General features: G+C 46.2%; 13 protein-coding genes. All 13 read right to left on the bottom strand.

Annotated elements, in window-relative coordinates; all coding sequences use genetic code 11:
* Positions 1 to 2: 2 nt before the first annotated feature.
* The gene (locus BDD30_RS00120) at positions 3 to 629 is read right to left on the bottom strand and encodes a response regulator (RefSeq protein ID WP_015834402.1); all 627 of its coding nucleotides are present in this window, start codon (positions 627 to 629) and stop codon (positions 3 to 5) included.
* 17 nt (positions 630 to 646) lie between these two features.
* Positions 647 to 1,885 (bottom strand): hypothetical protein, encoded by a 1,239-nt coding sequence (locus BDD30_RS00115; RefSeq protein ID WP_231849131.1) that lies wholly within the window; start codon positions 1,883 to 1,885, stop codon positions 647 to 649.
* 85 nt (positions 1,886 to 1,970) lie between these two features.
* Positions 1,971 to 4,541: a type VI secretion system ATPase TssH gene (tssH, locus tag BDD30_RS00110; RefSeq protein WP_015834404.1), complete on the bottom strand. Its 2,571-nt coding sequence runs from the start codon at positions 4,539 to 4,541 to the stop codon at positions 1,971 to 1,973.
* Positions 4,534 to 8,034, bottom strand: a complete 3,501-nt coding sequence (locus BDD30_RS00105) for a type VI secretion protein IcmF/TssM N-terminal domain-containing protein (RefSeq protein ID WP_015834405.1) — start codon at positions 8,032 to 8,034, stop codon at positions 4,534 to 4,536. The genes tssH and BDD30_RS00105 overlap by 8 nt, the downstream gene beginning before the upstream one ends.
* Before the next feature lie 15 nt (positions 8,035 to 8,049).
* Positions 8,050 to 8,670, bottom strand: coding sequence for a DotU family type IV/VI secretion system protein (locus BDD30_RS00100; RefSeq protein ID WP_041381871.1), 621 nt, complete (start codon positions 8,668 to 8,670; stop codon positions 8,050 to 8,052).
* The gene (gene tssK, locus BDD30_RS00095) at positions 8,670 to 10,067 is read right to left on the bottom strand and encodes a type VI secretion system baseplate subunit TssK (protein WP_015834407.1); all 1,398 of its coding nucleotides are present in this window, start codon (positions 10,065 to 10,067) and stop codon (positions 8,670 to 8,672) included. Before tssK ends, BDD30_RS00100 begins: the two co-directional genes overlap by 1 nt.
* Positions 10,068 to 10,072: 5 nt before the next feature.
* Entirely contained in the window at positions 10,073 to 10,732 is a 660-nt protein-coding gene (locus BDD30_RS00090) for a type VI secretion lipoprotein TssJ (RefSeq protein WP_015834408.1), read from the bottom strand.
* Positions 10,722 to 11,819, bottom strand: a complete 1,098-nt coding sequence (tssA, locus tag BDD30_RS00085; RefSeq protein WP_121302517.1) for a type VI secretion system protein TssA — start codon at positions 11,817 to 11,819, stop codon at positions 10,722 to 10,724. The genes BDD30_RS00090 and tssA overlap by 11 nt, the downstream gene beginning before the upstream one ends.
* 13 nt (positions 11,820 to 11,832) lie before the next feature.
* Positions 11,833 to 12,132, bottom strand: coding sequence for a PAAR domain-containing protein (locus tag BDD30_RS00080; RefSeq protein WP_197535172.1), 300 nt, complete (start codon positions 12,130 to 12,132; stop codon positions 11,833 to 11,835).
* The gene (locus BDD30_RS00075; protein WP_015834411.1) at positions 12,132 to 12,728 is read right to left on the bottom strand and encodes a DUF6931 family protein; all 597 of its coding nucleotides are present in this window, start codon (positions 12,726 to 12,728) and stop codon (positions 12,132 to 12,134) included. The genes BDD30_RS00080 and BDD30_RS00075 overlap by 1 nt, the downstream gene beginning before the upstream one ends.
* Positions 12,729 to 12,762: 34 nt before the next feature.
* Positions 12,763 to 14,769: a type VI secretion system Vgr family protein gene (locus tag BDD30_RS00070; protein WP_015834412.1), complete on the bottom strand. Its 2,007-nt coding sequence runs from the start codon at positions 14,767 to 14,769 to the stop codon at positions 12,763 to 12,765.
* Between the two features lie 22 nt (positions 14,770 to 14,791).
* Positions 14,792 to 15,754: a type VI secretion system baseplate subunit TssG gene (tssG, locus tag BDD30_RS00065; protein WP_015834413.1), complete on the bottom strand. Its 963-nt coding sequence runs from the start codon at positions 15,752 to 15,754 to the stop codon at positions 14,792 to 14,794.
* Positions 15,745 to 17,556 (bottom strand): type VI secretion system baseplate subunit TssF, encoded by a 1,812-nt coding sequence (gene tssF, locus BDD30_RS00060; RefSeq protein ID WP_015834414.1) that lies wholly within the window; start codon positions 17,554 to 17,556, stop codon positions 15,745 to 15,747. Before tssF ends, tssG begins: the two co-directional genes overlap by 10 nt.

The following is a 17,556-nucleotide window of genomic DNA, read 5'->3' as shown; positions in this document are numbered from 1 at the left end:
TGTTACAATCCCAATCCAACCTGATGCAAATAATTATAAAGCGCGGCTTCATTATTTAACCCCAGCTTTTTCATCGCACTGATTTTTTGTGCGCTAATCGTCTGTTTAGTACGGTACAAACGCGCAGCGATATCATTCACACTCAGCCCTTGGCCCAATAATTTAATCACTTCTAACTCTTTACTGGTTAGTGCCTTTACAACTTCCTCACCCGGAGATTCGAGAAATTGCTCACTCAAATAAGGCTCATGGCATCCCGTTGTGCTATACAATCCTTTCACTAGTTCATGAGATAGACTATTTTTATTTAAAATCGCTTTCACTTTGTAATCAATCAACGAAGCAATTATTTTCCGGTCACTAATCATCGTAATCACCACAATCGGCAAACTCGGATATCGCTCACGTATCCGGCTAATCATCCGCAGACCGTCAATCTGATTATCACCTGGCATATTGAAGTCCGTAATTAGCATATCCACCTCTTTTTCTTCCAGCAGAGAAAAAAGCGCAGTAACATCATGCGCTTCCCCCACAACCTGATAATTCTCGGGTAATGTTGCCAATACTGTACGCAGTCCTAATAAAAATACCGGATGATCGTCAGCAATAATAACTCGTCTTGACATAGGTTATTTTCTCCATATTATTTTTTATCTGCTATTTCACGCATAGTTCCTTCAATAAAACCGGCATTTTCCCCTACATGAATAATCAAGGCGATAATGACCTGGTTAAATTCACCTTTGCCATCAGCAATCCGCACTTTTAACACCTGTGGTATCAAAGAAACTGAACTTTTAAGTTGTTCAATCTTTTGTCTATCTTCTTTATGTACCCAAGCCATCAACTGTGACCAGTAGGCAGGCGCCTTTCCACACCGCATCCAGGCAGCATCATGATGCCAGTACAAGTGCCCATCGGCGCTTAAGCGAAAGCAATTAATCTGTTCTTGTTCCAACATCGCACTCAGTAACAGAAATCGCGCTTTACGACGATGCAATGCATTGATTGTTTTATATAAACAGCTACAACATAGTAACGCAGGCAAAGTAAACGCGGTACTGTACCATGCTGCCATTTGTACATTCTGTTGAAGATTCATTAATGGAAATGAAAATGGCCCAAAGCCAAAAATGGTTGCACTTACAACCCCTAGTGTACATAAGGATAAGAAGCTACTTAATACCAATAAATCGCCACTTAATGCTAATAGCATCGGTAAACTGAAGGAAAACATCAGCGCTATCCCTTGCCAATGAATTTTCCCTGTTTCAGGGGGTGGGCTAGTAAACAATATTGCCATAACGAACAAAGCCACTAGGCATAAACCATAGACTCTCCTGTCTCCGGTCCGGTTTTTTTCATGGGTGATGAAAGAAATAATAAAAAATGTAAACGGCAGATAGCTCAACACAGAGCCTACGACAAGCAGTAATGAAATGGAGATATCGGTAGGGTAATCCAATAGATGAAGTACCCACTTAGCCATAAATCGCTCAATAATTCCACTTAACGAGCAAAGAATTATCAGACTAAAGATGTCCCTTGCTCGTTTTGGCGCCCACATTGCACCGTAGAAAAATTGCCAGATTAGTCCCGTCACGACTAACATCACGACATTGATGCAAGAAAATATCAACGATACATTTACCGGCCTCCCATACCATTGGCTCGCTGTCAGAGAAATCAAAGCCCCCGTTATTAACCAGGCAGGCCAGTACCGGGGAGCCCTGGCGCAAAAAATGCCTTGTAACAAACCCGCCGGAAACCACACCAATGACGACAGGCTCCAGACATCACGTACTTGCAAACTCAGCAGCGCCAGCGCAAAATTGACTAGCGTAAAAATAAACCAAAAGACCACTATCTTTTTCATTTTCATCAGGATCTCATTCCGTAACACTGATGTTACATCATAAGATAATAATAGCAGAGAAGGCAGTCTCTTACCCTAAGTTGACAATATTCTATGGTGATAATTCGGTTTTATCTGATAATAACTGTACTTTATTGTCCATAACATCCAACCGAACATCCTCATTCACTGGTGTATCCCCCAATAACAATTGATCCGATAACAACGGTAGAACAAACTGCATTAACAAGTTATCAATTTCACGTGCCCCACTTTCTGCGATCCGGCACTCTTCAGCGATGAAATTTACCAGCCCGTCGCTATAGTGCAGTTCACACTGAGTTGCTTGATGGTAACGCCCAACCACTTTATTCAGTTTATGACGCACAATGGCATGCAGAACTTCGCCATGTACTGGCAAATAAGGAATAACCTGCAAACGGCCTAAAAATGCGGGAGTAAAAATCCGTTGCAGTTCCGGTTGGATAATCTCCTGAATATCTTCAAGTGTTGCCGGGCGATTTTCACCCTGCTCTTTTACCCCATGCATCGCTGCCCGCATCACCAAATCCGATGCCGCATTAGTGGTAAGAATAATCAACGTATTGCGGAAATTAATCTGCTGCCCTTCTGCATCTTCCATCATGCCCTTATCAAACACCTGAAAGAACAGTTCCAACACATCAGGATGCGCCTTCTCCACTTCATCGAGTAATACCACACTGTAAGGTTGACGCCGAACTGCTTCGGTCAACACGCCACCTTGTCCATAACCGACATACCCTGGAGGAGAACCTTTCAAGCCAGAAACAGAATGAGCCTCTTGATATTCCGACATATTGATCGTGATCATATGACGTTCACCACCATACAATTCATGAGCTAATGCCAGAGCGGTTTCCGTTTTTCCAACACCAGAAGGACCTGCAAGCATAAATACGCCAGTAGGCTTGACCGGATCAGCCAGTTGCGCTTTGGCAATCCGAATTTGACGCGCTATCTGACTGAGCGCATGATCTTGCCCCATTACCCGCTGACCGAGGCGCGTTTCGAGTTGACGCAGTACATCACGTTCATTTTCTACCATCCGGCCAAGCGGTATCCCCGTCCAGCCGGCAACAATATCCGCTACGCAAGCTGCATCAACACAGTCAAATACATAGGCATGTTGGCGATGGCGTTGATGCAGTTCTGCTCGCAGTTTGGGTAGCTGTTCGTCATGTTCTTCACAAGTGAGGATGTCATTCACTAACTGACGCTGAATGTGATATTCCGGCAAAATTTCTTCCAGTGAAGCCTGTAATTCGGCCTGACGTTGTGCCAATTTCTTTAACTGAGTTTCATGACCACCTTCACGTAATAATGCTGCCTGTTCAGTAGCAATATTTGCCAGCATGGCACGTAAATCTTCAATAGGTGCAGGTTCGTCAGTCTGTGAAACTGAGACGCGGGCACAGGCGCTATCCAACAGGCTGACTGATTTATCCGGCAACTGACGCCCACTGATATAACGACTGGCTAATGTCACGGCTTCTGTTACCGCTTCAGCGAGTATTTTGACGCCATGATGTTTTTCCATAGCCGGTGTTATGGCACGTAACATAGCTGTAGCCAGTTCCAGAGAAGGTTCTTCAACTTTAATCACCTGAAAACGACGGGCTAACGCGGCGTCTTTTTCAAAGTATTTCTTATATTCGGCCCAGGTAGTTGCAGCAATCGCCCGCAATTCCCCCCGAGCCAACGCTGGCTTCAACAAATTAGCCGCATCGTTTTGCCCGGCTTGACCACCAGCACCAATCAAAGTGTGCGCTTCATCAATAAACAAAATCACGGGTGCAGGATATTCTTTCACCTCATCCAATAAGTTTTGCAGGCGACTTTCAAATTCACCTTTCACGCTAGCACCTGCCTGCAATAGCCCCATGTCAAGTGTGAATAATTCGGCTTGCGTTAACACCTCCGGTACACGGCCATCGACAATACGTTGAGCAAGTCCCTCTATCAAAGCCGTCTTACCGACCCCCGCGTCACCGGTTAACAGTGGGTTGTTTTGACGACGGCGCAGCAACACGTCAATTAATTGACGAATCTCCCGCTCACGTCCCAGTACCGGGTCCAGTTTATTATCACGTGCCGCCTGCGTTAGATGATGAGCATATTGAGACAATGCGGATTGCGTATTATCCCTGGTAGTCGTCATTTGCTGTGGTTCTGGATGCACCTGTGTACACAACCACTGTTCTATCGCATCAGAGTTACACTGTAACGCCTGTTGCAGTTCCGATGTGAGCGAATGTTGCAGTGATGGGTTGACGAGTAATGTCACAATCAACGCCTGAGCGGTAATCTGCAACGATCCCAAATAAGAACGAGTGCTGGCGTACATCCATGACTGTTCCATCCACTCTGTCAGATTGGTAGAGAATACTGGCGGACGATGATTACCACTACGCAATAGCGTCAGCGACCGCTGGCAAGCATTCAGTAGCGCGATAGCATCAATACCACCGTGATGACATACCTGCTCCATCATCGGCATCTGTTTTTCAAACAAAGCTAGCAGCAAATGCTCAATTTCCACTTCATGATGGGTGCGTCGTACCGCCAAATTAGCAGCCTCATCAAGACACTGACGCGCCTCCACCGTTAATTTACCCACGATCTGTTTCAGATAATTACTCACTTTTAGGTTTCCTCAATTCGTTCCAATATGTCGTGATTTGTAACGGCAATGTAGAAAGAGAGCCTTTCGCCACTGTCGGCTCACTTAAATCCAACAACTGACTATCCAGTCGGTTGCGTTGTTCCAATAGTGCGGTTTGTTGCTGCTGACGTTGTTGCCACTGTTGATACAATGAAGAAACCGCTTTCTCTCCACCGATCTGATATCGCACTGTGATGTCATTGATACCCAAAGCGCCTAATTCATTGCGCCGCTGCGGGAATGTTTGCGCTGTCAATGTCAGTTCGCCATGAGAAAAAGCGCGTATAAATTGCAGCAAGCTATCAGCACCAACATAGCTTTTGCTTAGCGTAAAACTGGGGAAATACACATCAATCCGTACCTTGCCGCATGAGGCCGGATTCCAGTGCGCAGTCATACTGTCATTGAAATTCATACTTCTGAGTTGTTGCTCACCATCATTACAACTTAGCGTCACTGAACTACCAACCGGTAACACCCTCGCTCCCCGGTTAGCCGTCGCAGGCTGACTGGTAATCACCACTTCTGCTGATTGCTCTTGTTCCGGTTCCTGCTGTACCGCAGCCAATTCACGTTCGCTTTCCAACAAAGCGAGCTTCTCTTGCAAACGGCGACGAATATCAGATGTAGATGACAGCATGTTATTCGGTTGAATCAAATTATTGATATAGAACATAAAATTGTCGTTAAACGGAAAGGACACACCTTCAATTTCTTGGCGATTAATGCCTTCAGGACGAATATCCAGCGCATAATCTGCCGTATCCCGTACAAATGCATTGCTGTATTCATACAACCGTGCATTCAATTCCCGACCATCCAACAGCGTCTGTCCGCCTAATTTTTCCATCGGCCAGATCACTTTACTTTCCCACTGTGTTTGCAAGCGGCTGGCAGCACTTAAGAAGGCATAACGCAGTACCAAATGAGCATCACCCTGATAGAGCCGCCACAAGGTTTCATTTACTCCGGCATTCTTGCTTTCCGTTTCATGACGCCACAATGCGAAGCGATTAAACAATGTACGTAAACCGTTATCATTTAGTTCCCCTTTCCCATCACTCAACGCATTTTTGACTAACGATTCCGTTTCCATGTCACTGAGCAATTCACGTTGACTATTCAACTGTATGGCCTGCCGGTAATCGCGATAGCGCGTTAATGCATTGTCATCCAACCGCACAGAGATCTGCGGTGAAATGCCAAGCCATGACATTATGCGTTGGCGCAAGGAAATATTTCCCAGCGAGACACGCTGCATCATGCTGCCTTTTTGTATATAGCCATGCAGTTGCCATAAACGCTGTTGCGTCTGTAACCAAAGCTGCTGATCTTCCTGCTTCACCGTAGACAGGTCATTCTCCAGTCGTGACAGAAAAACAATATAAGGACTGCCAAACTGGCCGGTTGCTAATACCAACGTTTGCCAGTTTTTCTTACCACGTACTAATCCTTCCGCTTGTGGCATTGCTTGAGCAAATGCCAACCACTCTGACTGACGCTGGTTCTGATATTGTTGACAGAATGAGCGCTGCAAAGGAGAAAAGCGTGCCGGTCGGTCAAGAGCCTGTGCCAACTCATTCAAGGTAGCCTGAATATCCCGCTCACCTGCGCGAGTATAAATGCCACGAATACGCGCGTTAACCTTAGCAACATCACCTTCCGCCAGCGGCCAGAAATCCGCCAACGTTAGCGAATGCGTTCCAGTCGGTTGTTCATCCGCCAAAAGCCACTGCCAATCACTGGAATCTTCCAATAATGTCTGCAATGTATCCCGCCATTGATCGAAGGCTTGCTGTGCGTTGCCTTGACGATATTGTGCTAAACGCAATGCTACCCGCTGATCTGGCCGTAGAGGATCATCTTTACCGCTTAATAGTGAGGCAGAATAAGCAGGCATGTGTTGTAAAGTTTCCAGTGAAGCACCACGCGCCATTGCCTGCTCGATATTGATAAAGCGCGACCAATGTAAAACCAACAGTCGTTTTTGCGGTGTTTCAGCCTCCCTGAAACGCATTAGCAAACGTGTGGCTATCGACTCAGGATTGAACACATCAACTGGAACCTGCTGCTGGTATTCCTGCTCCATACGCTGTTCCAGCGTATAGGTGACAGGATAAAAAAGCAGGTATGACACTGTTTGCTGTAACCATTGCTCAACATATTGATAGCGCAAGTAGCTCCGCTCAAGTGGACTGGTTTCATGGATATTCTCAAGTTGCGTGACGCCATGCCAGGTATTAACCAATGCGCTACCTGCACCGTATACAATCATCAAGCTAAACACACTAATCAACGCACGTTTGGTCAATGTTCGCCAACCGGTTAGCAAAACAGAATCACTACGTCGAATCTGGTTAGGCAGATATTCTCCCAACAAACGGTGACTAAAAACGCCTTCGGTTTGCTGCAATTCTGTTTGATGTTCCGCAGTAAAAAATACGCCGCGTAACAGACCATGTTCCAGATAATGATCACGCTCGAATAATGCGTTTAGGTAATAGTCCAATGCGGGTTTCAATTGGGCAACAGTTTCCGGTAACGCCAACACTTCTGCTTGTGGTTGCTGCCGTTGCTGATTGAGCAATTTAAGGCGCATCATTTTCAGAGTATCAACAATCGTGAGTATACTCTTATCCAGCACATCAGTGACATTGCCATCTGTATGTTGATCAATAAAACTACCCAGTAAGTCAGCACGCTGCTCTACCGACAATTGCGAACACCAACGGCTGAACCCCGGCAATGCTTCACTGTGTGTCAGAATTAACCAGATTGGTAAACGACGTTCCAAACGTATCTGCAACGGTTCCAACTGCGCACGTACATTACGCGCCATGGTATAGAGCGCTCTATTGTCACTGTTTAGCAACTGCTCTGCCGACAGACAAACGAGTACACCCGCAGGGTTACGCACCTGTGCGATCCAACGTATCAGACGCAACCACGCTTGCCGGTACAAGGATTGGCCCTCGGTATAACGACCAGAAACTACCATGTACATCGCCCGACGGAAAAACCACCAACGGCAAGTAAAGGTATTCTCCGAAAACGATGTCAAATTTCTCCCTGTCATAGGCACCACATTACTGCGTGCTAACAATGACTGTTTGCCGCTATTGAGTTCTCCCACCACTAGAAACCATGGAGGAACAGAACCGTTACGTTGTAACCATGAACGAAATCGACGCCAACTTTGTAAACGTCCTCCCCACCACCAATGCTGATACAGTAAATATTCCAGACGATTATTTCCCTGTCGCCAGAACTTATTTATCCGACTCACCTTATTCGTTATCTGCGGTATTAATGCCATCGCACCACGCAGCAATAATAACAACAGCAATAAACAAAGAAATAATATCAGACCACCGATTGTTGGCCATGAAAACGCCACAGCAATGATTAAACTGAGTAACAAAAGGATAACCATCACGCTGAGCCAGCCAATGGCATAAAATAACTTTTTCATGTTTAATTTCCGACTTTATCGGCTAATATTCAATAAGTAAACTGTGATAAAAATATAAATTGAGATAAGCGACAATATTAATAATATTAACTTCCTACGCCATTTATTATTAGGTCGTTTATTTTCCAGAATATTATCGCCCGTGTTCATGATCCTGTGATTTTTTGTGGCAATATAACGACGCAAAGTATCAGGAAAATTATCTAATTCTTGTTGGATAATATTGTGCAATTCCAAATTATCACGTCTGCCATAACGTCCATAAAATCCAGAAAGCAAGCAAAAAACATAAACCAATCGAACTTGATAATTATCCGGGGATAACGCTGCCAGACGATCAAAAAAGGTATTTCCGCCAAGTTCAGCATTATAAAGCTGCGCCTGCAATGATGACTGCCGCCAAACATGCAATTCTTTCTGACCTGCGCATAAAATAGCTTCGTCGGCCCAAACCACCACTGCGAAATTCGCCTCTTCAATATCTTGCAATCCATAACCATACCGTTGCGCTTCATTCTGCGCCTGCGTCAACGCGGCTAACAATGTTTGCCGTAGCTCTTCGGCTTGATTCACCTGTTGCTGGATCATACGCAACACACAGGTAAATACCGGAATGTAACAATCCAATAAGCGCATCACGACACTCTCACTATAACGATTTCTATCTGTAAATCGTCTGGCGCATCAGCCCAGTGCACCGCTACGCGTTCGCTATCTTCTACCTGCCGCCACAGCGTTCCCCGATTTTCTACCCGGAAATAATGAGTATTCATTCGGTTAGGTAAACCATGGGGGGCAATCTCCTGGTAATACAAGCGCACTCCAGGTAAAGCGCGATTAATAATGCCGTCAATCTGTTCCGCTGCCGCCAGCTTAATTAAACGATCATCAGGAATTTCACGTTCGCTGTCAGTTAAGTTGTCAGAGCGCAGCACCAAATAGATCCGTTGCTGTTCACTTGCGCCTGTTACGTTGAACGCTGCATGATAATAACCATTGCATTCCTGTTGCAGCGGGATCACCGTGTTCGGTTCCAATACCAGTGCATTGAGCAGGTCGATAATGGTTCGTTCACAGCTATTGAACGTCAAAGCTAAATCCTGATGCTGATATTTCTCCAACGTCTCCTCTCGTCCGTTCCATTCCCCTAAAAAAGAGCAACGGTCGGTAAAACAGGAAAGCTCACTGATCAGTTGACGCAATAGCCCAAAAATCTGCAAAGGATGAACATCACGCGTCTCCTGGCAGTGATGCAACTGCACGACATAACGCACCAGAGTACGCAATGTCAGCAATAATGTACTTTTTTCCTGAGTATAAACTTCCGCTTCCAATGTTTGCGGGCGCTTTAGCTCTTCCAGTTGATGGACACGTCCTGTCAATTCCTGACAAAGTTGATCAATACGCTGTCCCAGTTGTGACACAGCGTATAACGTCAAACAGGGCGGCAAGTAGCGGTTATCCAGTTCAATGCCATCACTAGTACAATGCAGTTGACCCACAGGTAACAATGTATAACCCGTTGCCTGTGCAATTTCATCATGTAGAAAAAAACGTAAGTTATAAGTGAGTTGCTGCACTTCTGCCTCTGGTCCCTCACCAAACGCATCCCGCATCCGTTGCTCTTGCGGCCATGTCACCCAACGGCTAGTGATATTACCTACACTGTCAGCATCCACGACACCGGTGACATTACTCTGGTTATGGTTAAACGTCCGCAGGCCAACATAAATGCGCTGTGGTTTTTCACGTTCCGGCCAACAGTTGCGCAGTGAGCGAGCACTGAGCACACCATTCACATCACAATCCACATAACAGCCATCCGGAAAAACGAACACGGCTTTATGAATACTGAGTACTTCATCACTCAGCGCGGCCAGATTGAACACCAACCTCACAACACCGAAAGCATAAGGTTGAGTCAATAATTGATAACGTCCTTGCCAATATTCATGTTGCAATTCATGCGCCTGAAAATGTTGTGGTTGTAAATACAATCCTGAATACCAATACATCGGTTTATGTTCAAACATGGCGGTTACTTCCTTAACAAATTCCGATTATCAGATTCAGCTGTCTGCTCAGGGAAAATCACCTCATCCCCCGCATTACCCGCAGAGACATTACTCCGGGTAATGGCATAACGCCCCAGCATTAAATCAATATTCATAGGAACAAACTCAGCATTCCAGGATTTATTCCACCAACCGCGTTGTTCAAGACGTAACGGTAACGATAATACCCGCACATGTGCACTATCTGGGGCGGGATAATAACCGGCAATCAGCGCGATATAACGTGCCTGTTCCGCTCTATCAATATGTAAAGATACAGATTGCCCCGGCATCATCACATAATTATCAAGCTGTAATATATTTTCGGTTGCACCCGTGCCAGCAAATAAATTACGTAATAGCGTGGGATTAGCCAGTAATTTATCCAATTGTTCACGTTTCTCCGCCTGAGCAATTAATATCGTACAACTATTGGGCATATTATTAAAAACGTTCAGCTGCGGATCAGCCGTCATTTTTAAACGAATGGCATTATTAGCATAAACAGGTCTGGCTTGTTCAATTGCCTGTAATCGTTTTTCATTATTAGAAATTGAATCACTGCAACCATTGATTAAAAAAATTATTAGTAATACTGAGAAACTACGTTTAATAACATTATAAAAATTCGTCTTATTCTTCATCTTGCTCTCTATTTTTATCTGGTCCTTTTATCACGCGCATAATGTCCTGTAGCGCTGAGGTATTATCTTCCATCATTTCCTCCAGCCATTCGGCTATTCCCATATTTGCCCAGCGTGCTGCCCGTTCCATTAAATAGGGTACTGGGCTGGTGGGTTCGTTCTTACGAAAATAATTGGCGATATTGATCATCTGCCCAATGGCAATAGCGCGTATTTCATGATGTGACCGATCTTCTGCCAACGTCGTATTAATACCATTTGACGCTCTTCCTCCTGGTAACGCTTCCTCATCGTGGTATTGTTGCGCGTCTTCCGGCGCAACAATCTCATGAAAACGCGTGATTAATGCCATCATCTCCTGTAATCGTTGTGTGCTGAAGCTCATGCTGTTGCCAGCATCTGGCATCAAGTTCACCATAATTTGGTGCAGTTTTTCCAATGCCTGCTTGACTTGTTCAGCCTGAGCCAATAGTTGGTCAAATTGTTCAGCAAGCGTAGCGCGAATACTGTCATCACATTCAGCGATACCGAAATAGCCATCACTGATCAGGGAGGCGCGTAATTCACTATTAGCCGCAACGCGTTGTTCAAAATACTGCACCCGCTGCCAAACGCTCAGACTCAACTTACCATCACTCGTCAGTGTCAGGTTGTCCAATTGTTTTACCAGTTGTTTATCCAACCAACTCAACCGACCAAGACGGGCATCAGCACAGTTTCCCTCTTCATTATCCAACGGCGGATACAGTACTGACCAAAAGGTTTCCAGTAGGCTGGCAATTAATGTCATACCGCCAGCCATGCCAGCTAAACCATACAGCTTTCCCTGTGCCTGAGTTAACCAACAAGCTATCTGTAAGTCTTTACTGTGTTTTTCCAGTACTTCCTGACACAACACTGAAACCTGAGGCCAGTCAGCCTGCCGGGTTTCATATCCCCACTCATCATCCTGTGGGAGATCCTCATCTGCTTCACGCGCAGCGTTTATCTGTTCAAAAAGAGGTTCATATTCGATATCACATCCCGCGGGTGCATCAGCAGAGATAGGATGTAAAAAACGTGCGATGTCTGTCTGTGCTAAATTCACTCTTATTTCCCTTTCAGGCAATAATCACCAACGGATAGCCTGTCGTGATCGTGCCGCCATGGGCGCACAAATCGCCAAGTCTGGCCGCAGGCCGCCCGCCAATTAACACTGTTGGACTTCCCATTACCACCGTATCCGGTGGCCCAACACACACCAACAACGACCCCATCGTCGCCGCGGGCAAACCACCAATAAGAACCGTTGGCACTCCTGGCGGCATAATAGGCCCACCCACATGTGGCACCGGAGGTACTGCAGGCGATACCATTGGACAAATATGCATATCTCCGACCCGAGCAGCTGGCATTGGCATCATTTTTCTCCTGATAACATAGCTTCATGGTACAGATAGTTTTTGCGGCCCTGATCCTGTGATGGTGGTAATTGCTTTAATTGCCCCTGCGCCAGTTGAAAAAACTGCTCGACATACAGCACTTGCTGCTCCGGCTGTTCACCATAAAAGTGCAGGATCAGGCACAGCGTATCTGCCAATGCCGCCAGTGACTGCCACGGCTGCGGATAAACATCTTCCAGATCCGGCGTTGTCATGCTGCCTTCGCTCCAGAAAACCGACAGCGCCAGACACGAGATAGGGTTATCAAACCCTATAGTCTGTGCCTGATCGAACAATTCATGACGTAACAGGTCACCCCCATTAGCGCGCCAGTGCCGCACTTGCTGCAACAGCAACCGCTGTTCCTGCTTCAGATCACGTTCGTAAACACGAGAGATAAATGTCAGTGCCAATTCCAGAGCCTGAGTGTAAGGCAACATGAAAATGGTGTAGAACACAGCATCTTGCCACAACATTTCCTGACTAAGTGCCGATAGATTCTGATCATGTGCTACGTGTTGCTGTAATACCAACTCCGCTTGTGACGAAAGCTGACAGTGTCGTAATTTAGCCATTGCTTCAAACTCTCATTATCCGTTGATTCCACTATTAACCAATCTTGGTCAAGATCCCTTTCACCATCGCAATACCTGTCGCATCCACCTGAACAATGCCGCCTTTTAACTGTGCCATCGCACTGCCCTGTACTTTGACTGTAGTTCCCGTTAATTCCGCCACTCCACTGCTCTTCAATGCCAGTTTCCCTGATCCTTCTACCGTGACAGATGGCGCTTTGATGGTGATCCCCGCCGGAGTAATCGACAATTTACTGGCACCCACTTTCAGCTCAATTCCCTGATTGGCCGTAATAGTGCAGTGTTGTCCCGCGTTAATTTTGGCGCTGCCTCTGGATACCTCCAGCGAATAACTGCCCGCGCTGACAGTCGTGGTGAAATTGCCGTGATCCAGTGTTTGCTTCTTATCGCCTTTTTTTACCTCAGTGACAGCATTGCCTTCACCCAGAATTAACGTATCGTTGCCTTTTTTAATTTTTGTATCGCGCTTCTCTGCAATTTCCCACGAGGCATTACGGTCAATATTCGCTGAAAAATCATTTTTCACTTTCAGACGTAGGTCTTTTTGTGAATGAAGCAAAATAAATTCTTCACCTTTCTTATCTTCGAAACAAAATTGATGCCCTTGCTCCACCGTACCTTTTGCGCTGCTGCGGGTAGCAATACCGCTTTGTGTTTTTTGTCCCGGCAACGCAAACGGTGGCATCTTCACGCCGTTGTAAACCGTTCCAGTCACTAGCGGGCTATCGGGATCGCCGTCAACAAAACTCACCAACACTTCACTACCCACACGTGGCACAAATTGAGCACCAAATTTTGCACCATTCCAAAACTGGCTCACGCGTACCCAACAAGAGCTGTCATCATTTTTTTTGTGCTCTTTATCCCAATGAAATTGGATTTTGATACGCCCTTGTGCATCGGTATGAATCTCCTCCGATGCCGCACCCACAACCAACGCAGACAACACACCAGCAATATAGGGCCGCGTAACTGAAGGACGTGGACGGAACGTTTTATTCGCCGGAAACAGCGTCACCTGCGACGAAAACAACAATCCTCCTTCCTCCAGGTTACTTTCCGCTTTTAATTGCTGGCTGCCCACCGCATAACGCCCATCAGCGCTGACATGCCCTTTCAACGTAAATTGATGCCCAACTTGCAAACCGGGATAACTATTAACCGCATTTGCATAATGCGACTGTGATTCCCACTGTTCCATGCACAGCGCCGCCTGTGCCTCCAACTGATTACGTTCCTCCTGACGCCGATCGTCATAGATAGAAAGTTTCGGATTGATGGAATAACCGCTATTCGCTTTAGCACTGGCGCTGACTGTCGAGGCATTTTTAACGTTATAGCCACTCATTTCCGCCATGCCAGGGATCATCGTGCGATGAATCTGCCAGGCACGCAGCCCGTATCCTTGCTGACTACCGAGCTTCGACTGATACGGCAATACCGCCAAAGGCGCGTTAACAAACGTCGAAGGGTGATCAGCCAGTACCAACACATGACGCCCTTCTTCATGGCGAAAAAAGTAGAAAATACCCGCTTGTTCCAGTTGGCGCGTCACAAAATCAAAATCTGATTCCTTGTATTGCATGCAATATTCAAGTTTCGGATAACGGCTTTTTAACGCCAGTTCAACATCGTTGAACCCACGTTTACGGAAAATATCGCACACCATATCCGGCACACTGATACGCTGATAAACACGCAGGTTACTGGTTAACGTCAACATTTTGAGCCACGGTTCAACCCGTGCCTGATAACAAAACTGACCATCAGCAAAACCTTGTTGCTGTAATTCCGTCAATATGCCATGCACAATCCGGTGATTTGGTGCTTCACCAATACGAAATGCCAGTGGTTTACCAATATAAGGCTCTAACTTGTTCCAATCCGAACTGGAGTAGAGCTGGACTGAAAAGGAATAAGGACGAGACAAGTGTTCTTCGCCGCTGATTTTATTCAGTGCCACAATATCTGACAGACTGCCGATAACCTGTAAAAAACGATTCTTTTGCCCTAACAGCATTTTTTTCACCTGAATTTTTTGTTCAAACCGTATAAGGACCCACACATTCTCCCAGATACACACGTTGAATATGGGTATCGCCGGTATTCCCCAAACAACCATCCCATCCCAATCGACGACTGCCGTTTAATATATTGCCCTGCCCATCGTGCTTTACTAGCAATTCCAACGAGAAAGAGAGCAACGGACCGGCAAATTGCCACACCCACTGCGTCAATCTGCGGTATCGTTCATTTCCTGGCATAAAATCGGCGCTCTGCTGGGCTGCAAACGGTCCTAACTGAATATGAAATCCCGACTGAATATCCCAATAAGCGCTACCTAACATCGGATTATCACCCAGCAAACTGCGGCCCAGACAACAACAGTGCATTTGCTCTGCATATTGCCAACGTCCCCTAAACGGCTGAATACTGACTGGCATGTTGAATTCCCGCTGCAACAGATGTTGCAAGTTCATCATTGAACGAACAGATGTTGCCAACAAGCCAACGCAGGCAGGACGAATATGCTGTGGTTCATTCGTCGTAAATTGCCCAGCCACTGCCGGAATGACCGCAGGTAACGCCCGACGGCTTTGCAATTCAGCATTAACAAATAACCGGTATTTCTGCCATGCCTGAAAACGCAGACTGAGCAGACGATGGGTAAAAATATCAATAAACGCTTGAGCTGATTCATCGCCATAACGATAACGCCGATCAATCAGCCATTCGGTATAGCGCAACGGCAGTGCACCAAATGTTCCCAACAAACCAAAGTGATATACCGCCATGCGATACTGCTCACCCTCTTGTTGCGGTGGCAACAAAGCGTCCACTTCACTTTCCGGCGCATCCAGTGTGAGGACCGAACTAAATTGCACCACATCATCAGGAATAACTGCTGCCTCACTACTTCGCCGATAGTGACAGCGTTTAAGCAGACGACGAACATTCTGATAAAAGCGCCCCCCAGCCAGACGTATTCTATTTTCTAAAGCCATGTCAGCCTCCCGCTACGACGTGGCCAACGACGCATACTATTATTAACCGATTCCAATTGAGTCACTGTCTGCGTGAAACTGTTAATCGGCGCATACATAGCGATAAAACGTTCCAGTAGGCTGCAAAAAAGATAAAAATCGACAAACTCACCCGCCTGTGTCTGGAATGTCAACGTCACTTCCAATCCACGCGCCAGAGAATAAGGATCAGCAGGATTCAGACGTGCACTCACAGGCACAATGGCAACCTGTTGTAGTTGGGCAATTAACCGCGATATGGCCGGATCACCATGCAAGTTGTACAGTTCTAGCGTCTCTTTTAGGCATTGAACGCCTTGCGAGCCACTCAGTAACATTTGGTTCAGATTGAGTTGTGACACCAAACGCCAGTTCAATGCGCAATTCGGTTGTGGGCGCGCCGGTAACCGGGGACGGATCAGTCCCAGAATTTTTACGCCCGGTAAAGCAACCTCTGATTCAAAATCCCCATCGGGATGACCATTGCTCAACAGCCGCGGCATATCACGATTAGTACAGGTTAAACTCAATACCACCACATCGGTTTCTGGCTTTAATTGCTCACCACTGCTATCGGAAAAACCGATAAACATATTCATTCCCGTTTCGTTATGCCTGAGTGAAGGGCGTGGTGATGCTTGCCAGAGCAACAGAGGTTGCTCGCCATCTTGTGTATGTTCAATACCGAATAATGGCGGTACAGATCTAGAACTCAATTGCTCTTGCTGACGGCTAACAATCTCAACTCTATCGATAGTATAGACTTCCATACTTTGTGGACGACGCGCATCCGGTTGCACTAGGTATTCGTGCTCAGTTTCTAACGGAATAATCGGCTCTGCCTGATGAGAAAATAGATTCACTACCGGGACACAATTTAGCCGAAAAGTTTCACTATCAACTTTATCGCTCATTCGCTCAATACGACGCAACGCAGCACAATCCTTAAGCCGGAAACGATAATGCAGATCTCCCGCTAATTTGGTGATCAAACCTGCATCAGGTAACGGAATGTCCAGAAATAAGAACCGTTCAGGAAAACTAAAATAATCGCGGAACAGATGATGAGTCGGATTTATCATCAGATCATCAGCGCACAGGTTATCTTGCGGATCGAAACCCACGACCTGAATATCTCGGTTATCCATGTTGAATACGTGCTCACCCAGCCGACATTCCAGTTGTTTTACCTGCGCCGACAACAGCTCATATAAGCTATGGGCCAGTATCGGCGCACCATGTAAGTACAACCGAATATGACGCGCCCGAAAGCTGGCACCCGGCCACAACGTGAAATTCAGAGTTAAAATAAAATCCCGATCATAAGGATCTGGCATCAGTTCCGTGTGGGTTAAATCCAGTGGCAACATTTCCAGCGGATATACCGTGCGGAAACGGCAAGCCACATCATCGACCGGCTGAGAAATTAACGGCGTATGTCGTGCCACCGTCATCACGCCAGTCACACCCGATGCCAACGGGTCTTGTTGAAACTGTACCAACGATACTGACGGAACCTGGCGTAAGAATTGTGGTGCCAACACTTCCAGCATGGCGTTGTTCAGCTCTGGCATATCTTCATCAATACGCTGATGAATCTTGGCCGTCAGAAAAGCAAAAGATTCTACTAACCGTTCTACATGGGGATCTTCTGAAACGCCCTCCGCGAATCCAAGACGTTTGGCAATTTTAGGAAAACGCTGAGAAAAAGCGGCACCATATTGCCTTAAATAACTCAGCTCCCGGTTATAATAAGTCAGTATTTTTTGCGGTAATAACATCAT

Origin of the sequence: Photorhabdus asymbiotica (genome assembly GCF_003634575.1) — a bacterium.
GTDB classification, from domain to species: Bacteria; Pseudomonadota; Gammaproteobacteria; order Enterobacterales; family Enterobacteriaceae; genus Photorhabdus; species Photorhabdus asymbiotica.
The sequence above is the reverse complement of the archived record's forward strand: the minus strand, read 5'-3'. Positions and strand labels throughout refer to the sequence as shown.

What these genes read in the sequence shown, in the direction of transcription:
- BDD30_RS00105 (WP_015834405.1), bottom strand. Translation starts at nt 8,034, where the DNA reads ATGAAAAAGTTATTTTATGCCATTGGCTGGCTCAGCGTGATGGTTATC.
- BDD30_RS00070 (WP_015834412.1), bottom strand. Translation starts at nt 14,769, where the DNA reads ATGCTGTTAGGGCAAAAGAATCGTTTTTTACAGGTTATCGGCAGTCTG.
- tssF (WP_015834414.1), bottom strand. Translation starts at nt 17,556, where the DNA reads ATGATGTTATTACCGCAAAAAATACTGACTTATTATAACCGGGAGCTG.
- tssG (WP_015834413.1), bottom strand. Translation starts at nt 15,754, where the DNA reads ATGGCTTTAGAAAATAGAATACGTCTGGCTGGGGGGCGCTTTTATCAG.
- BDD30_RS00090 (WP_015834408.1), bottom strand. Translation starts at nt 10,732, where the DNA reads ATGAAGAATAAGACGAATTTTTATAATGTTATTAAACGTAGTTTCTCA.
- BDD30_RS00080 (WP_197535172.1), bottom strand. Translation starts at nt 12,132, where the DNA reads ATGCCAATGCCAGCTGCTCGGGTCGGAGATATGCATATTTGTCCAATG.
- BDD30_RS00115 (WP_231849131.1), bottom strand. Translation starts at nt 1,885, where the DNA reads ATGAAAATGAAAAAGATAGTGGTCTTTTGGTTTATTTTTACGCTAGTC.
- BDD30_RS00120 (WP_015834402.1), bottom strand. Translation starts at nt 629, where the DNA reads ATGTCAAGACGAGTTATTATTGCTGACGATCATCCGGTATTTTTATTA.
- tssK (WP_015834407.1), bottom strand. Translation starts at nt 10,067, where the DNA reads ATGTTTGAACATAAACCGATGTATTGGTATTCAGGATTGTATTTACAA.
- BDD30_RS00100 (WP_041381871.1), bottom strand. Translation starts at nt 8,670, where the DNA reads ATGCGCTTATTGGATTGTTACATTCCGGTATTTACCTGTGTGTTGCGT.
- BDD30_RS00075 (WP_015834411.1), bottom strand. Translation starts at nt 12,728, where the DNA reads ATGGCTAAATTACGACACTGTCAGCTTTCGTCACAAGCGGAGTTGGTA.